This is a genomic window from Bradyrhizobium sp. 14AA (genome assembly GCF_054185205.1).
Window position 1 is genome coordinate 240494 of sequence record NZ_JAVAYM010000001.1, and the last position, 14377, is coordinate 254870.

Sequence of the window (14377 nt, forward strand, 5' to 3'; positions counted from 1 at the left end):
GGCCATGCCGCTGTCGAAGCCGATCCGCCACGAACGATCATGGCTCGCACTCCTGCTGCTGGCGGGTAGCGGGGCTGCGTCCGCAGCGCCGCTGCCATCGGCATCGCTGCATGTCAGCACGACGTACGCTACTTGGCTCTGGCCCGTACGGGCAGCGCGCGGGCAGACCAACACCACAAATGTATCCCTTCAAATCCTGCCGGGCCAGACCGTCAACGTCGGCGGTAAGGTCTCGTTCGGTGTGACTGTCAGGAAGCCCGGATATCTCATTCTGGTCGATGTCGACGCGGAAGGGCGCATGTCCCAGATCTTTCCGACGCCCGAGCTGCTGGCGCAGTCGGACGGACGCGACGTCAATCTCGTCAAGCCTGGCGTCGAATTCGTCGTTCCGACCCCCGCGGCACGGCAGCGTGGGTTTGAGTATGTCGTCTCACCGCCTATCGGGGCCGCTGTGATGGTTGCGATCCTGAGCGAGCGGCGTGTGCAATTGCTCGACTTGCCGGACTTGCCTCGCAAGCTGCAAGGCCAGGTCGAGGCGTTGAACTATCTATCGGCCTGGACAAGTGAGCTGCGCGTGCCGGACAATGGCAGCGGGAAGCTGGTGACGAACAATTGGTCGTTCGACATCAAAACCTATTCCATCAAGTAAGGCCCGGAGGCTAAAGCCTGTGAAGGCTACAGCTTGCTCAGCCGGCTGAAGAAGCCGCCCCGGGCGATCATGTAGTGAATGTCCTGCGGAAAGGAGAAAGCGCTGCGAACGTTGGAAATCGCGTGCTGCAGGAATTCCCCGTGCTGTGGCGTTGGCTTATGGTTGAGCCGAGGCTGGTCGGCGACCTGCGGAATCATGAAGCGATCCACGAAAGCCGGATCCAGATCGTTGACCCTGACCATCTGGCCAAACGCCGGAAACAAGTCGTAGTGACCCGGGCTCACGGTGAGGTTCTTGAGGGCAGGGCGCTGGGGCTGAGCTTGATTGCCCTCTGTCGTCGCCAGCCCTCGTCCGATCAGGTTCAGCTTCACCGATTGCGGGAGAGTCGACGGACCGTACACGATCTCGAGCGTGCGGCTGTTCTGTCCCGACAGCCACTGGTACCAGAACGTCGCATCGTCGGGCTGCGCTCTGGCGCCGTAGAGGCAGTCAAATCCCCAACATGCCGTCAGCTTCGACTGATACTTTCCGAGGCTCCCGACGAGGTTGCGCATGCCGTTACCGCCGCCGGAGTGGCATGCGATGATGAGCTTGCCAATCTGGAGCTGGGGAATGGACGTCGAGGAGGCGCCCAGGAAGTTGGCAAGAGCTCCAAGGATCTCGTCGAGGTAGCGCTCGCCCCATGTCGGGGCTGCCAGGTCCTTCACGTTGTAGTTGCCGGCGAAGTGGTCGCCGTCGGCATATTCGTAGCCCAGGAATGGCGCGATGAGCACCACGTCCTTGCCAGAGTCCCGCACCTGTTCGCGCAGCCGCGCGGGATCGTTGTGGAACAGGAACTCATGGTCTTTGACGTAAAATCCGTGCAGCCAGATTACGACATCGAACTTGGTGGCGGCGGTTGCGTGCTTGGGCGGAAGATAGACCGCCGTCGGCTTCATGCCGGGCGCCAGCCGCTTCGTGAAGAGGGTTATCCCCGGAAAGGCTTTGACGTCCTTCTGCTCAAGCTCACACGCCGTCACGCAGGTCGCTCCGCTTGCGCCATTTCAGGTAGAGCTTGGTCGGCCCGCCCGCTGCGTACTCGATACCAGACCTGCATGGCTCAACGGCTCCCGATGACGCCGCGGCAGCCTCGCGCCGTGCTAGTGGCAGACCTCGACGTTACCAGTGTTGCCGCCGGGACCGCCGCCGCCGCGGTAGTCGAGGTTACAGCCGCGGCTTACCTGACGGCACAGACTCTGATCACAAACGATCTGACCGCTGCTCCCGCCGCCGGACTTCGCACTCTGGCGCCGCGGAACGTCCGCTGTCGGCTCTGGCCGGTCGCGGGCCGAACGATCCGCGCGTGACGGGCGCTCATCGGTATTGCGCTTTGCAACTGGCTTCTTACCGCGCTGCTTCTCGCATTCATTGTCGTCGTTAAGGAACGAGCCCGCGGCGCAGGTGATCTTGCTGCACTGATCGCCGTCAGCCCTGTAGCCATGGGCACAGATCAGTGGGCAGACCCGCGACTGCTTGAGCTTGACCGCGTCAAGCGCGTCGAGGCTTGCAAGCTTGGCGTCGAGTTTGGTTCCCGCGTGCCGGTTGAAGAGGGCCAGCGAACGCTGCGAAGCCGCATTCCATTGGCCGTCGACGGTACCTGTGAAACAGCCAACGCGGCTCAATTCGCTTTGGACGGACTTCGCGATATCGGCCTTGGCGATATCAGTCTGTTGCGGCCCCGTGCTCAGCGCAGCGAGCTTGGCGCCCTGGTCGTCCTGGACGGGCGCGGTAGTCGCAGCATTGTCCGCGACAGTATTCTCAGTCGCCGGGTTGCCGGAGAGCGCAGCCACTATTGCAGTTTCGGATGCAGTTCGCTTCTGCTCGGCCTCTGCCGCCTGTTCCTGCGCTGCTTGCTTGGTCTTCTCGGCGGCTATGCGGGCGTCTTCCGCGGCCTTGAGATCCGCAGCAGCCTTCTCCTGATCGGCGCGCTGGGCACCTTGGGACACAAGCCGGGCTCGCTGCTGTTCGGCCTGCCGCGCTTTCTCGGTCGCTGCGACGCGTGCGTCCTCGGCGTCGAGTTGGTTAAGCTGCAACTTGGCTAGATTTGCGTAATATCCGTCGGGATGCTGGGTCAAGAATGCATTCAGGGCAGCCTTGTTGCGCAGCTGCAAGGCCAACTCGTAATCACGACGAATCTCCGATTGGGGGTTGACCGCTTGCGCCGCCGCCTCGGCCTTGGGAGCAGGAACCAGCGCAACGTCCTCGCCGCCCAGCGAGCCGTAGACATAGGGTTCCTGTCGGTTGCCCGTGGCCTGCAAGACGTCATCGCGGATGAAGCCGAAAGCCCTGCGCAAGTCGAGTCCCGGCTTTGCGATATACTTCACGAGAGCCGTTGCATATGGACTATTCCTGCTGTTGCCGTCGAGTGCCGTTAATCCGGCCTTCGCCGCAAATGCGATCAGTGTGTTGGACACGGTGGGCTCGACCCTCGCTAGCCCGCGGCTGATTGATCTCGAGGCAACGGTTCGCTTCATCGTGTCGGCAAAAGGATTGTTGCGGCACGCGTCGACGATCACGACACGCAGTTGCCGCGCAGGTTCGATCGCCAGCAAGACACGGTCGAGCGAGAACGCCTCGTCATAGATATCCGTATCGCGTTCAAGTTTCGCGTCCGTCGGGATCAGATAGTTCGTTCCATCGATCTCGATGCCGTGACCTGCATAATACACCAGGGCAATGTCGGCATCGCGCGCTTGATCGGCGAAATCTCTCAGTGCCCGCCGCATGTCGCTGGCGGCGAGGTTAAGCCTCGAGTCAACCACATCAAAGCCGGCGCTCTTCAAGGTTGCGGCGATGGCGGCAGCATCGTTAGCTGGGTTCGGAAGCAGTGGGGCGTTTTGATAGCTGGAATTGCCGACCACCAAGGCCACGCGCTTTGTCGCCCAAGCTGGCTGAGAGGCCAGGAACAGCGAAGCAGCAAGAAAAAGATAGATTCGGAGGCGCCTGTATAATGTCATGGCGAAACATCCAGCATTTGCCCGAAGAACGGTAGCATCGCGAAGATGGCCGCGTAGAAAATGCTCACTCGATTTATGAGTACGCTACCGGTGGCCACCTATTTCCGTACAGTAACAATTTCGAGCTCGATCCATTCCTCATGTTGTCGTTCCGAGGAGTGAATGCGTTCAAGTTCGCACCGAGGGTTTATGGCAGGCCACTTTGCTCCGACGAGGGGGCAATCCTCCATGGTGGCCGTCCATTCAGCGTAAGATGTTGATATAATGTCGGTTTGTCTCTGATCGCGACCCGCTGCAGGGCAGTGCGCGCGGCATTCGAAACACATGTCGGCGAGCCGCGCGTGAAGGGACGGGAACCGCCCACCTCCGGGCTGGGAGCGGAAACAAACCGTGCAGAACCCCTGGGGTGTATCCCTGCTCGCGATGGGGCTGCGCCAATGCGCGCAGGAGGCTCATATCGTGCCTGCATTCATGCCGAAATGCCGGGTCACGAACGTCGACGGGAGAAAATCACCGCAGCTTGATCTGCAAATCGTTGTCCAGCATCATCTGTTTGAGAATTGCGCCGAGGCGGTCGTAGTAGTCTTTCTTCTTCTGGAGTGGCCATTCCTTGACGTCGCCGTTCCAATATCGCGCATCCGCGTCGCTGAGCCGAGAGCGTAGCAAAACAAACAGGTTTCTCTGGTCTACGGTATTCAGCCGGGAGCCCTGCAGACGGCCGGCCTGAAGTCCAAAGTTATAAAGCTTACGGAACGTTTCGCGCTTTTCGGGAAAGACGCTGTCGAGCGGTGGGTAGGCGAGTGGAGGATAGAAGTCGCTGACCTTCGCTGCCGACCAGCCGTCGGCCCGCATGACGAAGGATGGGCAGAATCCACCGAAGAAATGCTGTCTCGATTTGTACTTCAGAGCGTCGTTATAAGGTGCGCCCAATGCAACGAATGGACCCACAATCGCAGCGATCGCGCCGGTCACGATCATTCCACCCTCGACAAGAGCGCCAAGCGGAATTTCCGACATGCTGATGCCCATATCCGCGACGCCATAGATGTCCAGCGCCTTGGAGATCGTGTCGTACGCGTTCTTATCGTTGTATCCGGGAGCGCTTACTCCACCCACGCCCACCCTGCCGGTTATGGCGATCGCATCCTCATTGTAAGTCAGGTTCGGCAGAAAGATATATCCGGGGTCGGCGTCGTCCGTAAAAGCCCAGTTTCGTCCTCCGTCGAGGCTGTGGCGGCAACCGACATATTCACGCAGGTACCAATTGACCTGGTCGGTGTAGAAGCGGTCGAGCGGGCTGAGGCGGAAATTGAGCCAGATGAGTGTGTGCTCGGAGAACTGATGGTGGTTCCGCGCCGCCAGCGTGAGCCAGCTGTCTCCGGTCCTCACTTTGTACCTGAAGGTGTCGTCCGGCTGGCTCCAGGGCTGCAGCGGCTTCTGGGGGCGCCTCTCGTTCCGCAACGGCTGCACGGCCATCTTATATCTCCAGATTTGAACCTATTGAGGCCTCCGGCCGCCAACCAACTTGGAACTGGATGTTGCCGCCTTGTTCTTTGTTTCTTTGTGCGGTTTTGCTTGGACGAGGTTCAAAAAGCCTTCTCGGTTCGAACGAAGCAAGAGCAGGGCTGATCGATGGTTTGTCGTCGTTCGATCGAATGAGATCTGGACGCGTTGCCCAGCTTGGAACTCGCTCCATCGGAGCGCGAAGACCGTCTGGGAGATGACTTCGAAATCCAACTTGGAGAACCTTATGCCCATCCCGCTGAAAATCTACATCACCCCATTTGCCGAGAAGGGTGTTCCGGAGTCTCGAAAATGGGATTGCGGCACGGCCAAAAAGGCGGTGGACGTTGTCAACACGATCTGGTCGAAGGCCAAGGTTTCGTTCGCGATCAATGATTGCTTGATCGACAAGCCGCTCGATATGGAAAAAAACGCCCGCAACAATGACCAGCGGGTGCTGGACGTTCTTAGCCTCCGCCATGCTCCGGATAATGCGGTCCATATTTATTTGGTCAATCCGATTCCGAACCTTTCGGCAGGCGGCAGCTCATACCTTCATAGCGATCCAGAACCGGCCAGCTTCGTCCAATGGTACGGCGATGATTTCGCCAATGGGCGAGCTTGGGCCCATGAACTTGGTCACCTGATGAGTGTTGATCATATCGAGATAGACTACAGCAACGAGAGGCAGGCGGCGGCACTGCGCAGCAACCTCATGACGAAAGGCTTGAGCGTGGGCGGCGACTTGACCAAGCAGCAAATTGAGACAGCTAAGGGCTCAAAACTGGTCAAGCGATTTGGCGGCTGACGGTCGCTTGGATATAATTGATCCGGGCCTTGCCAACGTTTCTTGCCAACGTTTAACGCCCTCGATGTCGAGAACATCAATGGTCGCGATTTTCGGAAGCCCACAGCCTTCCGATGACCTGCTCTCAACGACGTCAGCAACCTTGGCGACGACAACAACAGGCTTGATCTGGCGACCGGGAGCAACACGCTTGCGAACATCGATGGCGTCTAATCACCAACGGTTGACAGCCGACGACACCCCGACGTTCCAGCATGGCGAAATTGATTAATGTGAGTTAGCGGCTCACCCGGTGTTGATGTGTTGGACGATCCGTGCTGAGGCGGGATAAAGCTTCTTCCAGTTGCTGCATTTGTGATCGGGATTGCTATCTCGTGGCGGCTGCGATCTTCAAACCGATTGCGCAAAAACGCGATCTTGAGGATGATATTGCGAACCGCTAGGAGGTGGGGTGGCACGTTCAAGCTGCAGATCGTTTGGCACAGGGTTGGTTGGCCCACGGCAGGTGCCCGGGTCATCTGTTGTCAGTGAGCTTCAGAAAGCCGTTGATCCTGATCTCGTTCCACACCTTTTCCTTGAAGAACGGATCCCCCTGGTTGAACCGGCGGACCTTCTCGATGTCGTCGGCCTCGACGAGTTGCATGCTTCCAATCCGCGTTTCGCCGTCCGCGGCCAAAATGGGTCCCGCAATAACGATCTTCATCGGGCTCGTTTGCAGGTAGGCCTTGTGCTTGTCGTATAGTGCGAGCCGTCGGTCGACGGAATCGGGATAGTCGAGGCAGTGAATGGCGAAGAGCATCGCTGTGGGCCTTTCCGTTTGTGGTGGCGTAGGACCTGAAGGGCGTGTCGCTACACCGAGATCGCCGAGCGTCGGTCATCGAGGATCATGGAAGCTCCTTTCTCAGCGATCATGAGTGTCGGGGCGTTGGTGTTGCCCGAAGTAATCGTCGGCATGACGGAAGCATCGACAATTCGGAGGCCGTCTATGCCGTGCACACGGAGGCGCTCGTCCACTACCGAATTCCGGTCCTGACCCATTCGCGCTGTGCCAACCGGATGGAAAATCGTTGTTGCTATGTTTCCAGCGGCAAGCGCGAGTTCCTCGTCGGTATCGAGATGCGCGCCTGGCAAGACCTCCTCCGGCATGTACGGCTTAAAGGCATGCGTCGCCATGATCCGCCGAGTAAGTCGGACGGCGTCCACGGCGACCTGGCGGTCACGAGGATGGTCGAGGTAGTTTGGCCGAATCGAAGGATGATTTCGGAAGTCTGGCGATACGAGATGCACCGAGCCTCTGCTTGCCGGTCGCAGGTTGCATACGCTCGCGGTAATGGCTGGGTAGCGATGAAGGGGCTCTCCGAAGCGATCCAGAGAGAGGGGCTGAGCATGGTATTGCAGATTCGGCATTTCCTGAGACGGATCCGACTTTGCAAAGGCACCAAGCTGGCTTGGCGCCATGCTCATGGGACCCCGCCGCGAAAAGGCATACTGCAGCGCGATGCGCGCCTTGCCGCTTAGCTTCGAGGCTAATTGGTTCAAGGTCAGGGCATTACTCACCTTGTAAGTGAGTCGCACTTGAAGATGGTCTTGAAGGTTTTCGCCAACGCCGTGCCGATCGAGCACAACGGGGATTGCGTAATTCTGGAGGCGGGCCCCTTGGCCCACGCCCGAAAGCTCGAGAAGCTGGGGGGATCCAATCGCGCCCGCCGCAAGGACGACCTCGCCGCCGTCATTGAGGTGCGCGATGACATCGGTACCGGATTGATCGAAAGCGACGCCCGTTGCTTGCCCGCATCGAAAGAGTATCCGTTTCGCATGCGCGTGTGTAACGACGGTCAGATTCGATCGATTCCTCGCCGGTCTGAGGAAGGCCTTGCTTGCGTTGACGCGAACGCCGCGACGTTGATTGACCTGAAAGTAGCCGACCCCCGAGTTGTTACCCCTGTTGAAATCAGCAGTTGCGGGGATTCCAACCTCGACGCAGGCATCCCGGAAAACGTCAAGGATCGGCCAATGGAGGCGCTGCTCCTCGATGCGCCACTCGCCGCCGGCATGATGCTCATCGTCCTCGCCGTGAACGAAATCTTCGTGCCGCATGAAATAGGGCAGAACGTCCTTCCAACTCCAGCCGGCGTTTCCCAGCTCGCTCCAGAGGTCGTAGTCCCGAGCCTGTCCTCGCATGTAGACCATGGCATTGATCGATGAGCATCCACCGAGCACTTTGCCGCGCGCGTAACCGATCTGGCGTCCGCCCAAGCCGGCTTCGGGGGCCGTCTTGTAGCACCAGTCGGTTCGCGGGTTGTTGATGCAATATAGATATCCGACCGGGATGTGGATCCAGAGGTAGTCGTCTTTGCCTCCTGCCTCCAGCAGAAGAACGCGGTGCTTGCCGCTTGTGGTAAGTCGGTTTGCAAGGAGACAGCCAGCGGTTCCCGCGCCGACGATGATGTAGTCGTAGAATCCGCTGTTCTCGGCCAACTGTTTCCTCCGGCTCATTGGGTGCTGTGCAGTTTTCAGCGTTGACACCTCCGTGACAGCGGGAGAGCCCGCCGTCACGCCGGATTCACGGTACGAGGATGAGTGAGCCTGCAGTCTTGCGGCCTTCGAGATCGCGGTGGGCCTGCGCCGCTTCCCGAAGAGGATAGGTCTTCGTCTCGATTGCCTTTACATGTCCGAGGCGGATCGCATCGAAGAGGGCGCCTGCGGCGGCTTCGAGTTCTTCGCGCTTGGCTGTATAGTGGGCGATTGACGGTCGGGTGACGAAGAGTGAGCCTTTGGCGCCGAGTTGAGCGAGATCAAGTGGAGGGACGTGGCCAGAGGCCGTTCCGAAGCTGATCAGGGTGCCGCGGGGACGGAGAGCATCCAGGGAGCCTGCGAAGGTATCCTTGCCGATAGAATCGTATACCGCTGAGACTCCCTCACCCCTAGTGATGTCGCGGACTCTCTCCGTGAAGTTTTCCTTGGTGTAGATGATTGTATGATCATATCCGTTGGCACGTGCGAGCTTGGCCTTCTCTTCCGAGCTGACGGTCCCGATAACCGTTGCGCCGATATGCTTGAGCCATTGGCCCGCGATGAGTCCGATCCCGCCTGCTGCGGCATGGAAGAGGACGGTGTCGCCTTCTTTCACCTCGTGACAGCGGCGGATGAGATACTCGACGGTCAGTCCCTTGAAAATGAGGCTCGCAGCGACTTCGGTCGGAATGTCGTCGGGCAGCTTCAGAGCGCGAGCGGCCGGAACGTTGCGGGCCGAGGCGTAGCCACCGGGCGGGCCACCGACATAGACCACGCGGTCACCAGGAACGAAGTTCTTGACGTTCTCGCCGACAGCTTCGACGATTCCGACGCCTTCGACGCCCACACCGCTCGGCAAGGGCAGCGGGTAGAGGCCGCTCCGGTGGTAGATGTCGATATAGTTGACGCCGATCGCGCGCTGAGTGATCTGGATCTGATCGGCTGCCGGTTGCTGAAGTTCTTCCGTCGTCCATTCGAGAACATCCGGAGAACCAACCTTCGAGAATTTCAGTGCATGTGCCGTCACTGGCATTTGAGTTCCCTTTGATTTGGAAGAGGAGAGTTCGGCGAACTCTATCCAAACCCCATCAAAGGAGAGCCAGCACCAATATTGCAGAGTGGTTTTTCACAATTGGAAAATTGCCCGCCGGCCTTATTGGAGGGCCGTTGGCCTAGCCGGAACTGACAGCAGCCTCGGGCGGCCCGGCTATGTTCATTAATTGCGGCGCAGCATCGGTGATCGTCTCTGCGACGTGGTCGGCGAGAGAGCGAACGCGGGTCAACGCGTGGGATTCCGATTGCTGCAGCAGCCAAATGTCGGAAATGAAAGGCCGCTCGCTCTCAAGCACGCGTACCAGGCCAAGTCGATTGGCGATGAAGGCAGGCAACACGGCCAAACCAAGGCTGGCTTCCGCTGCGACCAGTTGGGCGCCCATCGTATGGGCGCGAAGTACGAAGTTCGGTTCAGGAGCGATGTCCGACAACCACCGTGCCAGCGGGAGAAATGCCAGGACAGGATCCCATCCGATCAAGCGATGTTTTTCGAGGTCTGCTGCCGTTCGGGGGGCCCCGTGGGCTTCGACGTAGGCGCGCGAACCATACAATCCCAGCGTGATGCTTCCGATGCGGCGCACCAGATAGTCGCCACGCGTTGGCCGGACCAGTCGTACCAGGACGTCAGCCTCACGCTGCGAGAGCCGCAGCGGTCGGACGTCGGCTATCACCTCCAGTTGCACTTGCGGATACCGCTGTTGAAATCCGGCAAGGCCTAGGATGATCAGGTATTGTCCCAGCAATTCAGGGATGGCCAGGCGGACAATACCCGTCAATTGTTCGGTCGGCCCCGTGGCGCCTCTCTCAAGCCAGAGCAGTTGGGCCTCGGCCGCTTCTGCAGGAGGAAAGAAGGCTTCGCCGGCTTCCGACAACACATATCCGTCCGGTCGTTTGGCGAACAATGTGGTCTTGATTGAACTCTCGAGCGCGGCAATTCTCCGGGCTACGGTTGCTTGGCTTACCCGCAACTCCCTCGAAGCTTCCGTTAGGCTGTGCGCTCGCGCCACCGCGAGAAAGTATCGGAGATCGTTCCAATCCAAGCTTGGCTCCTGTTGGATTTCATCGAAGATCGATTCTGTCGCACCTCACAGCAGCTGATCGTGCGCTGCAGCAAAAGGTCCTGCTGTTGGCCACGCCGACGATATCGCAAGGCCGCAAAGCCGTCTTGCAAGATTGTCGCAGCTTCACAAGTCGCATCCAATTTGATGCGCAAGCTGCCCCGCACGCCACAGTATGGTGTTTCCTACTCGGCGCTCAACGGTATCACGACGTCGATTCAGGCTTGCTAAGACAACCTCTAGCCATGGCCATGTTGCTAGTCTTTTGGCGCAGTCATTCGGCCGCTCGTCAGATGCTCACGCATCAACACTCCGCTGCTTCTCGCCGAACCTCTGAACTGCATAGTCCAGGAAGCTCCGCAGCTTCGGTGTCATTCGTTTGTCGGGAGCGTACAGTGCGTGCAACGGACGGGCAGGGGGGGCGTATTTTGGCAAGAGCCTCACGAGGCGCCCCGTTTTGATCTCGTCGGCCACGAGTTCGTGCGGCTGCAGAAGCACACCCATACCTGCCACGGCAGCCGCACGAAGCGCTTCGCCACTATCGGTGGAGAATCTGCCCGTGATCGGGACGGTCTCCCGACCGAGCGGTCCTTCGAACGACCACTGCGTGCGAAGCGACGTGTGCGAGAATACGAGGCATTCGTGCTGTCGCAGATCCTCTGGTTTGCGCAGTTTTTTCGCTGACTTGACATAGTCCGGCGCTGCGCAAAGAACCATTCGAAGCGAGGCCAGATGTCGCGCCAGCAATGCGCTGTCTGAAAGTGGTCCAGTGCGGAAAACAACATCGAAACCCTCGTCCACCAGATCGACCGTCCGATTGGTAAGACTGATGTCCACGGACACCTCCGGATGTTGCTTTAGGTATGCCGGGATTTCAGGTGCAAGCGCGTGACTTCCGAAAGTAATGGGCGCGCTGATTCGAAGTCGTCCGCGTGGTGTCGAGCGGGTTTCGGCGATCAGCGCTTCGGCCGCCTCCATCTCCGCCAAGATGTTCTTCGCCCGCTCGTAGAACACGCGACCGCCGTCGGTCAGGCTCTGCCGACGGGTCGTGCGGTTCAGCAACTTAATCCCCAAGCCGTGCTCGAGCACCCGTATTTGCTTGCCCGCCAGCTGCGAGGACAAGTCAAGTTCGGCCGCGGCAGCAGAAATGGAGCCGAGCTCGACCGCCCTTACGAAAGCTCGCATGCATACCAATCGATCCATTTGAAACAAACCGTTTGTTGTATCTATCGTGTTCGCCGATTTATCCCAATTTGTTTTATATCTTACAGTCGCGGCATTGCAATCGGCACTACGCCCTCCGCTGGCCCCGGCCAGCTCAAACCTGGAAGAAAAATCCAATGCGATCGTTTACACAGAGAGCCGTCTTTGCTGCCGCTTTGGGCGGCGCGGCGCTAGCTTCAACGGGAGCCTCGGCTCAAACTCCCGATAAGCAGAAGCCCACTGTAGTGCTTGTCCACGGCGCGTTTGCCGACGGCTCGGCTTGGAACAAGGTCATTCCTTTGCTTCAAGAGAAAGGGCTGACGGTCGTGTCCGTGCAGAACCCGCTGACCTCGCTGGCCGACGATGTTGCGACCACGCGACGCATGCTCGACAATCAGACCGGACCCGTTGTTCTTGTGGGACACTCGTGGGGTGGCGTCGTCATCACGGAAGCCGGCAAGCACGAGCGCGTCAAAGCGCTTGTCTACGTCGCCGCATTCGCTCCGTCCGAAGGACAGTCGGTAGCGGACGTGTCCAAAGATTACCCGACTCCCTCAGGTTTCGAGCACATTCTCGCAGACAAGGAGGGATTCCTGACGCTCAGCCTTGAAGGAGTGTCGAAACACCTCGCCCCGGACGTTTCGGCTGATCAAACTCGCCTGATGGCCGCGACGCAAACCCCTACGCGCGGAAAGAACTTCGAGGAGAAGGTCACCACCGCCGCCTGGAAGACTAGGCCTTCGTGGTATGTCGTAAGCGAGCAAGACCGCATGCTTCAGCCCGCTCTGCAGAAGGCGATGGCCGAGAAGATCTCGGCTCATGTTGTGAGCTTGCCAGCGGGGCACACGCCACAGATTTTGCAGCCGGCCGAGATTGCAAAGGTGATCCTCGCAGCTACGGCAGACGCGCCAAAGTAGTGGCGTTCTGGCGCGCTCAGTTGCCGAGCGCGCTTTTTTCATGAACCGTGTCACGGGCAACGAGCGCGGGCGCCAAAAGCGGCCTGCGCTCAAGTTTGCCATTCGGATCCCCCGGCTTCCAGAACCGTATGGGCCATGGCTGCCAGCGGAACTGCAAAATCGTTTTTCATCTTTGACCGTGGAGACGGCCGATCAAAGAGTTCAAGCTCTGCATCACGCAGCGCACGGCATCGTTGCGAATACAAACGTCAAGAACAAACCAGGGGGCAACAGATGTCAAAGCTTGCGTCGGCACTCTTCCTAACAACAGCAATGATCTCTGCGAGCCCAACATACGCATCGGGCGACGTCATACGGATCGGCGTCCTGAACGATCAGACTGGCCTCTACGCGGAATTCGGTGGCCTGGGCTCCATGGAAGCTGCGAAATTAGCTGTCGAGGAATTCGGTGGCCGAGTGCTTGGAAAGAAGATCGAAATTGTGGCAGCCGATCATCAAAACAAGACCGATATCGGGCTCTCGACGGCAGGGAAATGGTTTGATGCCGATAACGTCGACATGATCACTGACTTGACCAATTCGGCAATCGCAATCGGCGTTCAGAACTTGGCGAAAGAACGCGGCAAGATAACTATCGCCGTTGGTCCCGGTACGACGCGGCTCACCAATGAAGACTGCTCGCCGACAGGATTTCACTGGATGTGGGACACGTACTCCCAAGCAGCTGGCACCGCCCGCGCGGTTTTGGAGAACGGCGGCAAGAAGTGGTTCATCCTGGCCGCGGATTACGCTTTCGGCCATCAGATGGCCGCGGAGCTATCCAAGGCTGTCCAGGAACACGGCGGCATTGTTACTGGAAGCGTTCGTCACCCTCTCGGCACCAGTGACTTCTCGTCCTTCCTCCTTCAAGCGCAAGCATCCAAGGCTGAGATTGTCGGGCTGGCAAACGCGGGAGCCGACACGATCAATTCGATCAAGCAGGCGGCCGAGTTCAACCTCGCCGGGAGCGGTCAAAAGCTGGTTGGTCTCGTTGTGGTGGTAAGCGATATCAGGGCGCTTGGATTAAGCAGTTCCAAGGGCCTCCTGGTAACGACCGCTTACTACTGGGATCGTGACGAAAGTAGTCGAGAGTTTGCGAGCAAGTACCAGGCTCGGACTGGCAAGAAGCCAGGCATGATTCAAGCGGGTGTCTACTCGGGAGTACTGCACTATCTGAAGTCCATGCAGGTCGCTGGCACTCAGGATGGCAAGGCCGTCGCTGCCCAAATGCAAAGGCTCCCGGTCCAGGATGCGGTATCGAAGAACGCCCTTGTGCGGCAAGATGGACGGGTGATCCGGGATATGTATCTGGTGGAAGTCAAATCTCCATCCGATTCCAAGGGCGATTGGGATTATTATCGCATCGTCCGAACGATCCCTGGAGATCAAACAGCGATTCCGCTTTCAGAAAGCAAGTGTGCATTGTTGAAGCAGTAGCGGGAGCTCGAGGCGAGCGGCAAGTCCGTATCGGCCGCACTCCGGGAATGCGTTCATCGGGACCCGGGCTCGTGCCATGGTCGTCGGAAGCGTCCGCACAATCGCGATGCTACTTTGTATGGGGTTGTTTTCGATATTTGAGTTGGATCGGACATGCCTCCGCGGACGGGGTCCAAAAGCGTCTTGTTGCTTTGAGCTGG

Annotated in this window: 12 protein-coding genes; 4 read left to right on the top strand and 8 right to left on the bottom strand. The window is 58.9% G+C overall.

Annotated elements, in window-relative coordinates; all coding sequences use genetic code 11:
• Nucleotides 1–4 precede the first annotated feature (4 nt).
• Nucleotides 5–649 (top strand): DUF4384 domain-containing protein, encoded by a 645-nt coding sequence (locus RAD15_RS00975; protein WP_458173482.1) that lies wholly within the window; start codon nucleotides 5–7, stop codon nucleotides 647–649.
• A gap of 26 nt (nucleotides 650–675) precedes the next feature.
• Here the strand turns inward: RAD15_RS00975 and RAD15_RS00980 are convergent, their stop codons facing one another.
• From RAD15_RS00980 to RAD15_RS00990, 3 genes are all read right to left on the bottom strand, one after another.
• Complete coding sequence (locus RAD15_RS00980; protein ID WP_458173484.1) at nucleotides 676–1668, bottom strand: hypothetical protein; 993 nt, start codon at nucleotides 1666–1668, stop codon at nucleotides 676–678.
• 120 nt (nucleotides 1669–1788) lie between these two features.
• Nucleotides 1789–3645, bottom strand: coding sequence for a caspase family protein (locus RAD15_RS00985; RefSeq protein WP_458173486.1), 1857 nt, complete (start codon nucleotides 3643–3645; stop codon nucleotides 1789–1791).
• A 510-nt stretch (nucleotides 3646–4155) separates the two neighbouring features.
• Nucleotides 4156–5121 (bottom strand): hypothetical protein, encoded by a 966-nt coding sequence (locus RAD15_RS00990; RefSeq protein WP_458173488.1) that lies wholly within the window; start codon nucleotides 5119–5121, stop codon nucleotides 4156–4158.
• Between the two features lie 274 nt (nucleotides 5122–5395).
• Between RAD15_RS00990 and RAD15_RS00995 the strand changes: the two genes are divergently transcribed.
• Nucleotides 5396–5956, top strand: coding sequence for a hypothetical protein (locus tag RAD15_RS00995; protein WP_458173491.1), 561 nt, complete (start codon nucleotides 5396–5398; stop codon nucleotides 5954–5956).
• A gap of 514 nt (nucleotides 5957–6470) precedes the next feature.
• Here RAD15_RS00995 and RAD15_RS01000 read toward each other — a convergent pair.
• From RAD15_RS01000 to RAD15_RS01020, 5 genes are all read right to left on the bottom strand, one after another.
• Nucleotides 6471–6755 (bottom strand): YciI family protein, encoded by a 285-nt coding sequence (locus RAD15_RS01000; RefSeq protein ID WP_458173493.1) that lies wholly within the window; start codon nucleotides 6753–6755, stop codon nucleotides 6471–6473.
• A 50-nt stretch (nucleotides 6756–6805) separates the two neighbouring features.
• Nucleotides 6806–8452 carry a GMC family oxidoreductase gene (locus tag RAD15_RS01005; protein WP_458173495.1) on the bottom strand — a complete coding sequence of 549 codons (1647 nt, stop codon included), beginning with the start codon at nucleotides 8450–8452 and terminating at the stop codon, nucleotides 6806–6808.
• A 67-nt stretch (nucleotides 8453–8519) separates the two neighbouring features.
• Complete coding sequence (locus RAD15_RS01010) at nucleotides 8520–9503, bottom strand: quinone oxidoreductase family protein (RefSeq protein WP_458173497.1); 984 nt, start codon at nucleotides 9501–9503, stop codon at nucleotides 8520–8522.
• A 139-nt stretch (nucleotides 9504–9642) separates the two neighbouring features.
• Entirely contained in the window at nucleotides 9643–10563 is a 921-nt protein-coding gene (locus tag RAD15_RS01015; protein ID WP_458173499.1) for a LysR family transcriptional regulator, read from the bottom strand.
• Between the two features lie 315 nt (nucleotides 10564–10878).
• Nucleotides 10879–11766 carry a LysR substrate-binding domain-containing protein gene (locus RAD15_RS01020; protein WP_458173501.1) on the bottom strand — a complete coding sequence of 296 codons (888 nt, stop codon included), beginning with the start codon at nucleotides 11764–11766 and terminating at the stop codon, nucleotides 10879–10881.
• 155 nt (nucleotides 11767–11921) lie between these two features.
• On the opposite strand from RAD15_RS01020, the gene RAD15_RS01025 reads away from it, so the two are divergent.
• Both RAD15_RS01025 and RAD15_RS01030 read left to right on the top strand, forming a co-directional pair.
• Complete coding sequence (locus tag RAD15_RS01025; protein WP_458173503.1) at nucleotides 11922–12701, top strand: alpha/beta fold hydrolase; 780 nt, start codon at nucleotides 11922–11924, stop codon at nucleotides 12699–12701.
• Nucleotides 12702–12974: 273 nt separating this feature from the next.
• Complete coding sequence (locus RAD15_RS01030; RefSeq protein ID WP_458173505.1) at nucleotides 12975–14177, top strand: ABC transporter substrate-binding protein; 1203 nt, start codon at nucleotides 12975–12977, stop codon at nucleotides 14175–14177.
• The last annotated feature ends 200 nt before the right edge of the window (nucleotides 14178–14377 follow it).

Excerpts from the sequence above, each read along its gene's own strand:
- RAD15_RS01025 (WP_458173503.1), top strand. The coding sequence starts at position 11,922 with ATGCGATCGTTTACACAGAGAGCCGTCTTTGCTGCCGCTTTGGGCGGC.
- RAD15_RS01030 (WP_458173505.1), top strand. The coding sequence starts at position 12,975 with ATGTCAAAGCTTGCGTCGGCACTCTTCCTAACAACAGCAATGATCTCT.
- RAD15_RS00990 (WP_458173488.1), bottom strand. The coding sequence starts at position 5,121 with ATGGCCGTGCAGCCGTTGCGGAACGAGAGGCGCCCCCAGAAGCCGCTG.
- RAD15_RS01000 (WP_458173493.1), bottom strand. The coding sequence starts at position 6,755 with ATGCTCTTCGCCATTCACTGCCTCGACTATCCCGATTCCGTCGACCGA.
- RAD15_RS01010 (WP_458173497.1), bottom strand. The coding sequence starts at position 9,503 with ATGCCAGTGACGGCACATGCACTGAAATTCTCGAAGGTTGGTTCTCCG.
- RAD15_RS00975 (WP_458173482.1), top strand. The coding sequence starts at position 5 with ATGCCGCTGTCGAAGCCGATCCGCCACGAACGATCATGGCTCGCACTC.
- RAD15_RS00985 (WP_458173486.1), bottom strand. The coding sequence starts at position 3,645 with ATGACATTATACAGGCGCCTCCGAATCTATCTTTTTCTTGCTGCTTCG.
- RAD15_RS01020 (WP_458173501.1), bottom strand. The coding sequence starts at position 11,766 with ATGCGAGCTTTCGTAAGGGCGGTCGAGCTCGGCTCCATTTCTGCTGCC.
- RAD15_RS01005 (WP_458173495.1), bottom strand. The coding sequence starts at position 8,452 with ATGAGCCGGAGGAAACAGTTGGCCGAGAACAGCGGATTCTACGACTAC.
- RAD15_RS00995 (WP_458173491.1), top strand. The coding sequence starts at position 5,396 with ATGCCCATCCCGCTGAAAATCTACATCACCCCATTTGCCGAGAAGGGT.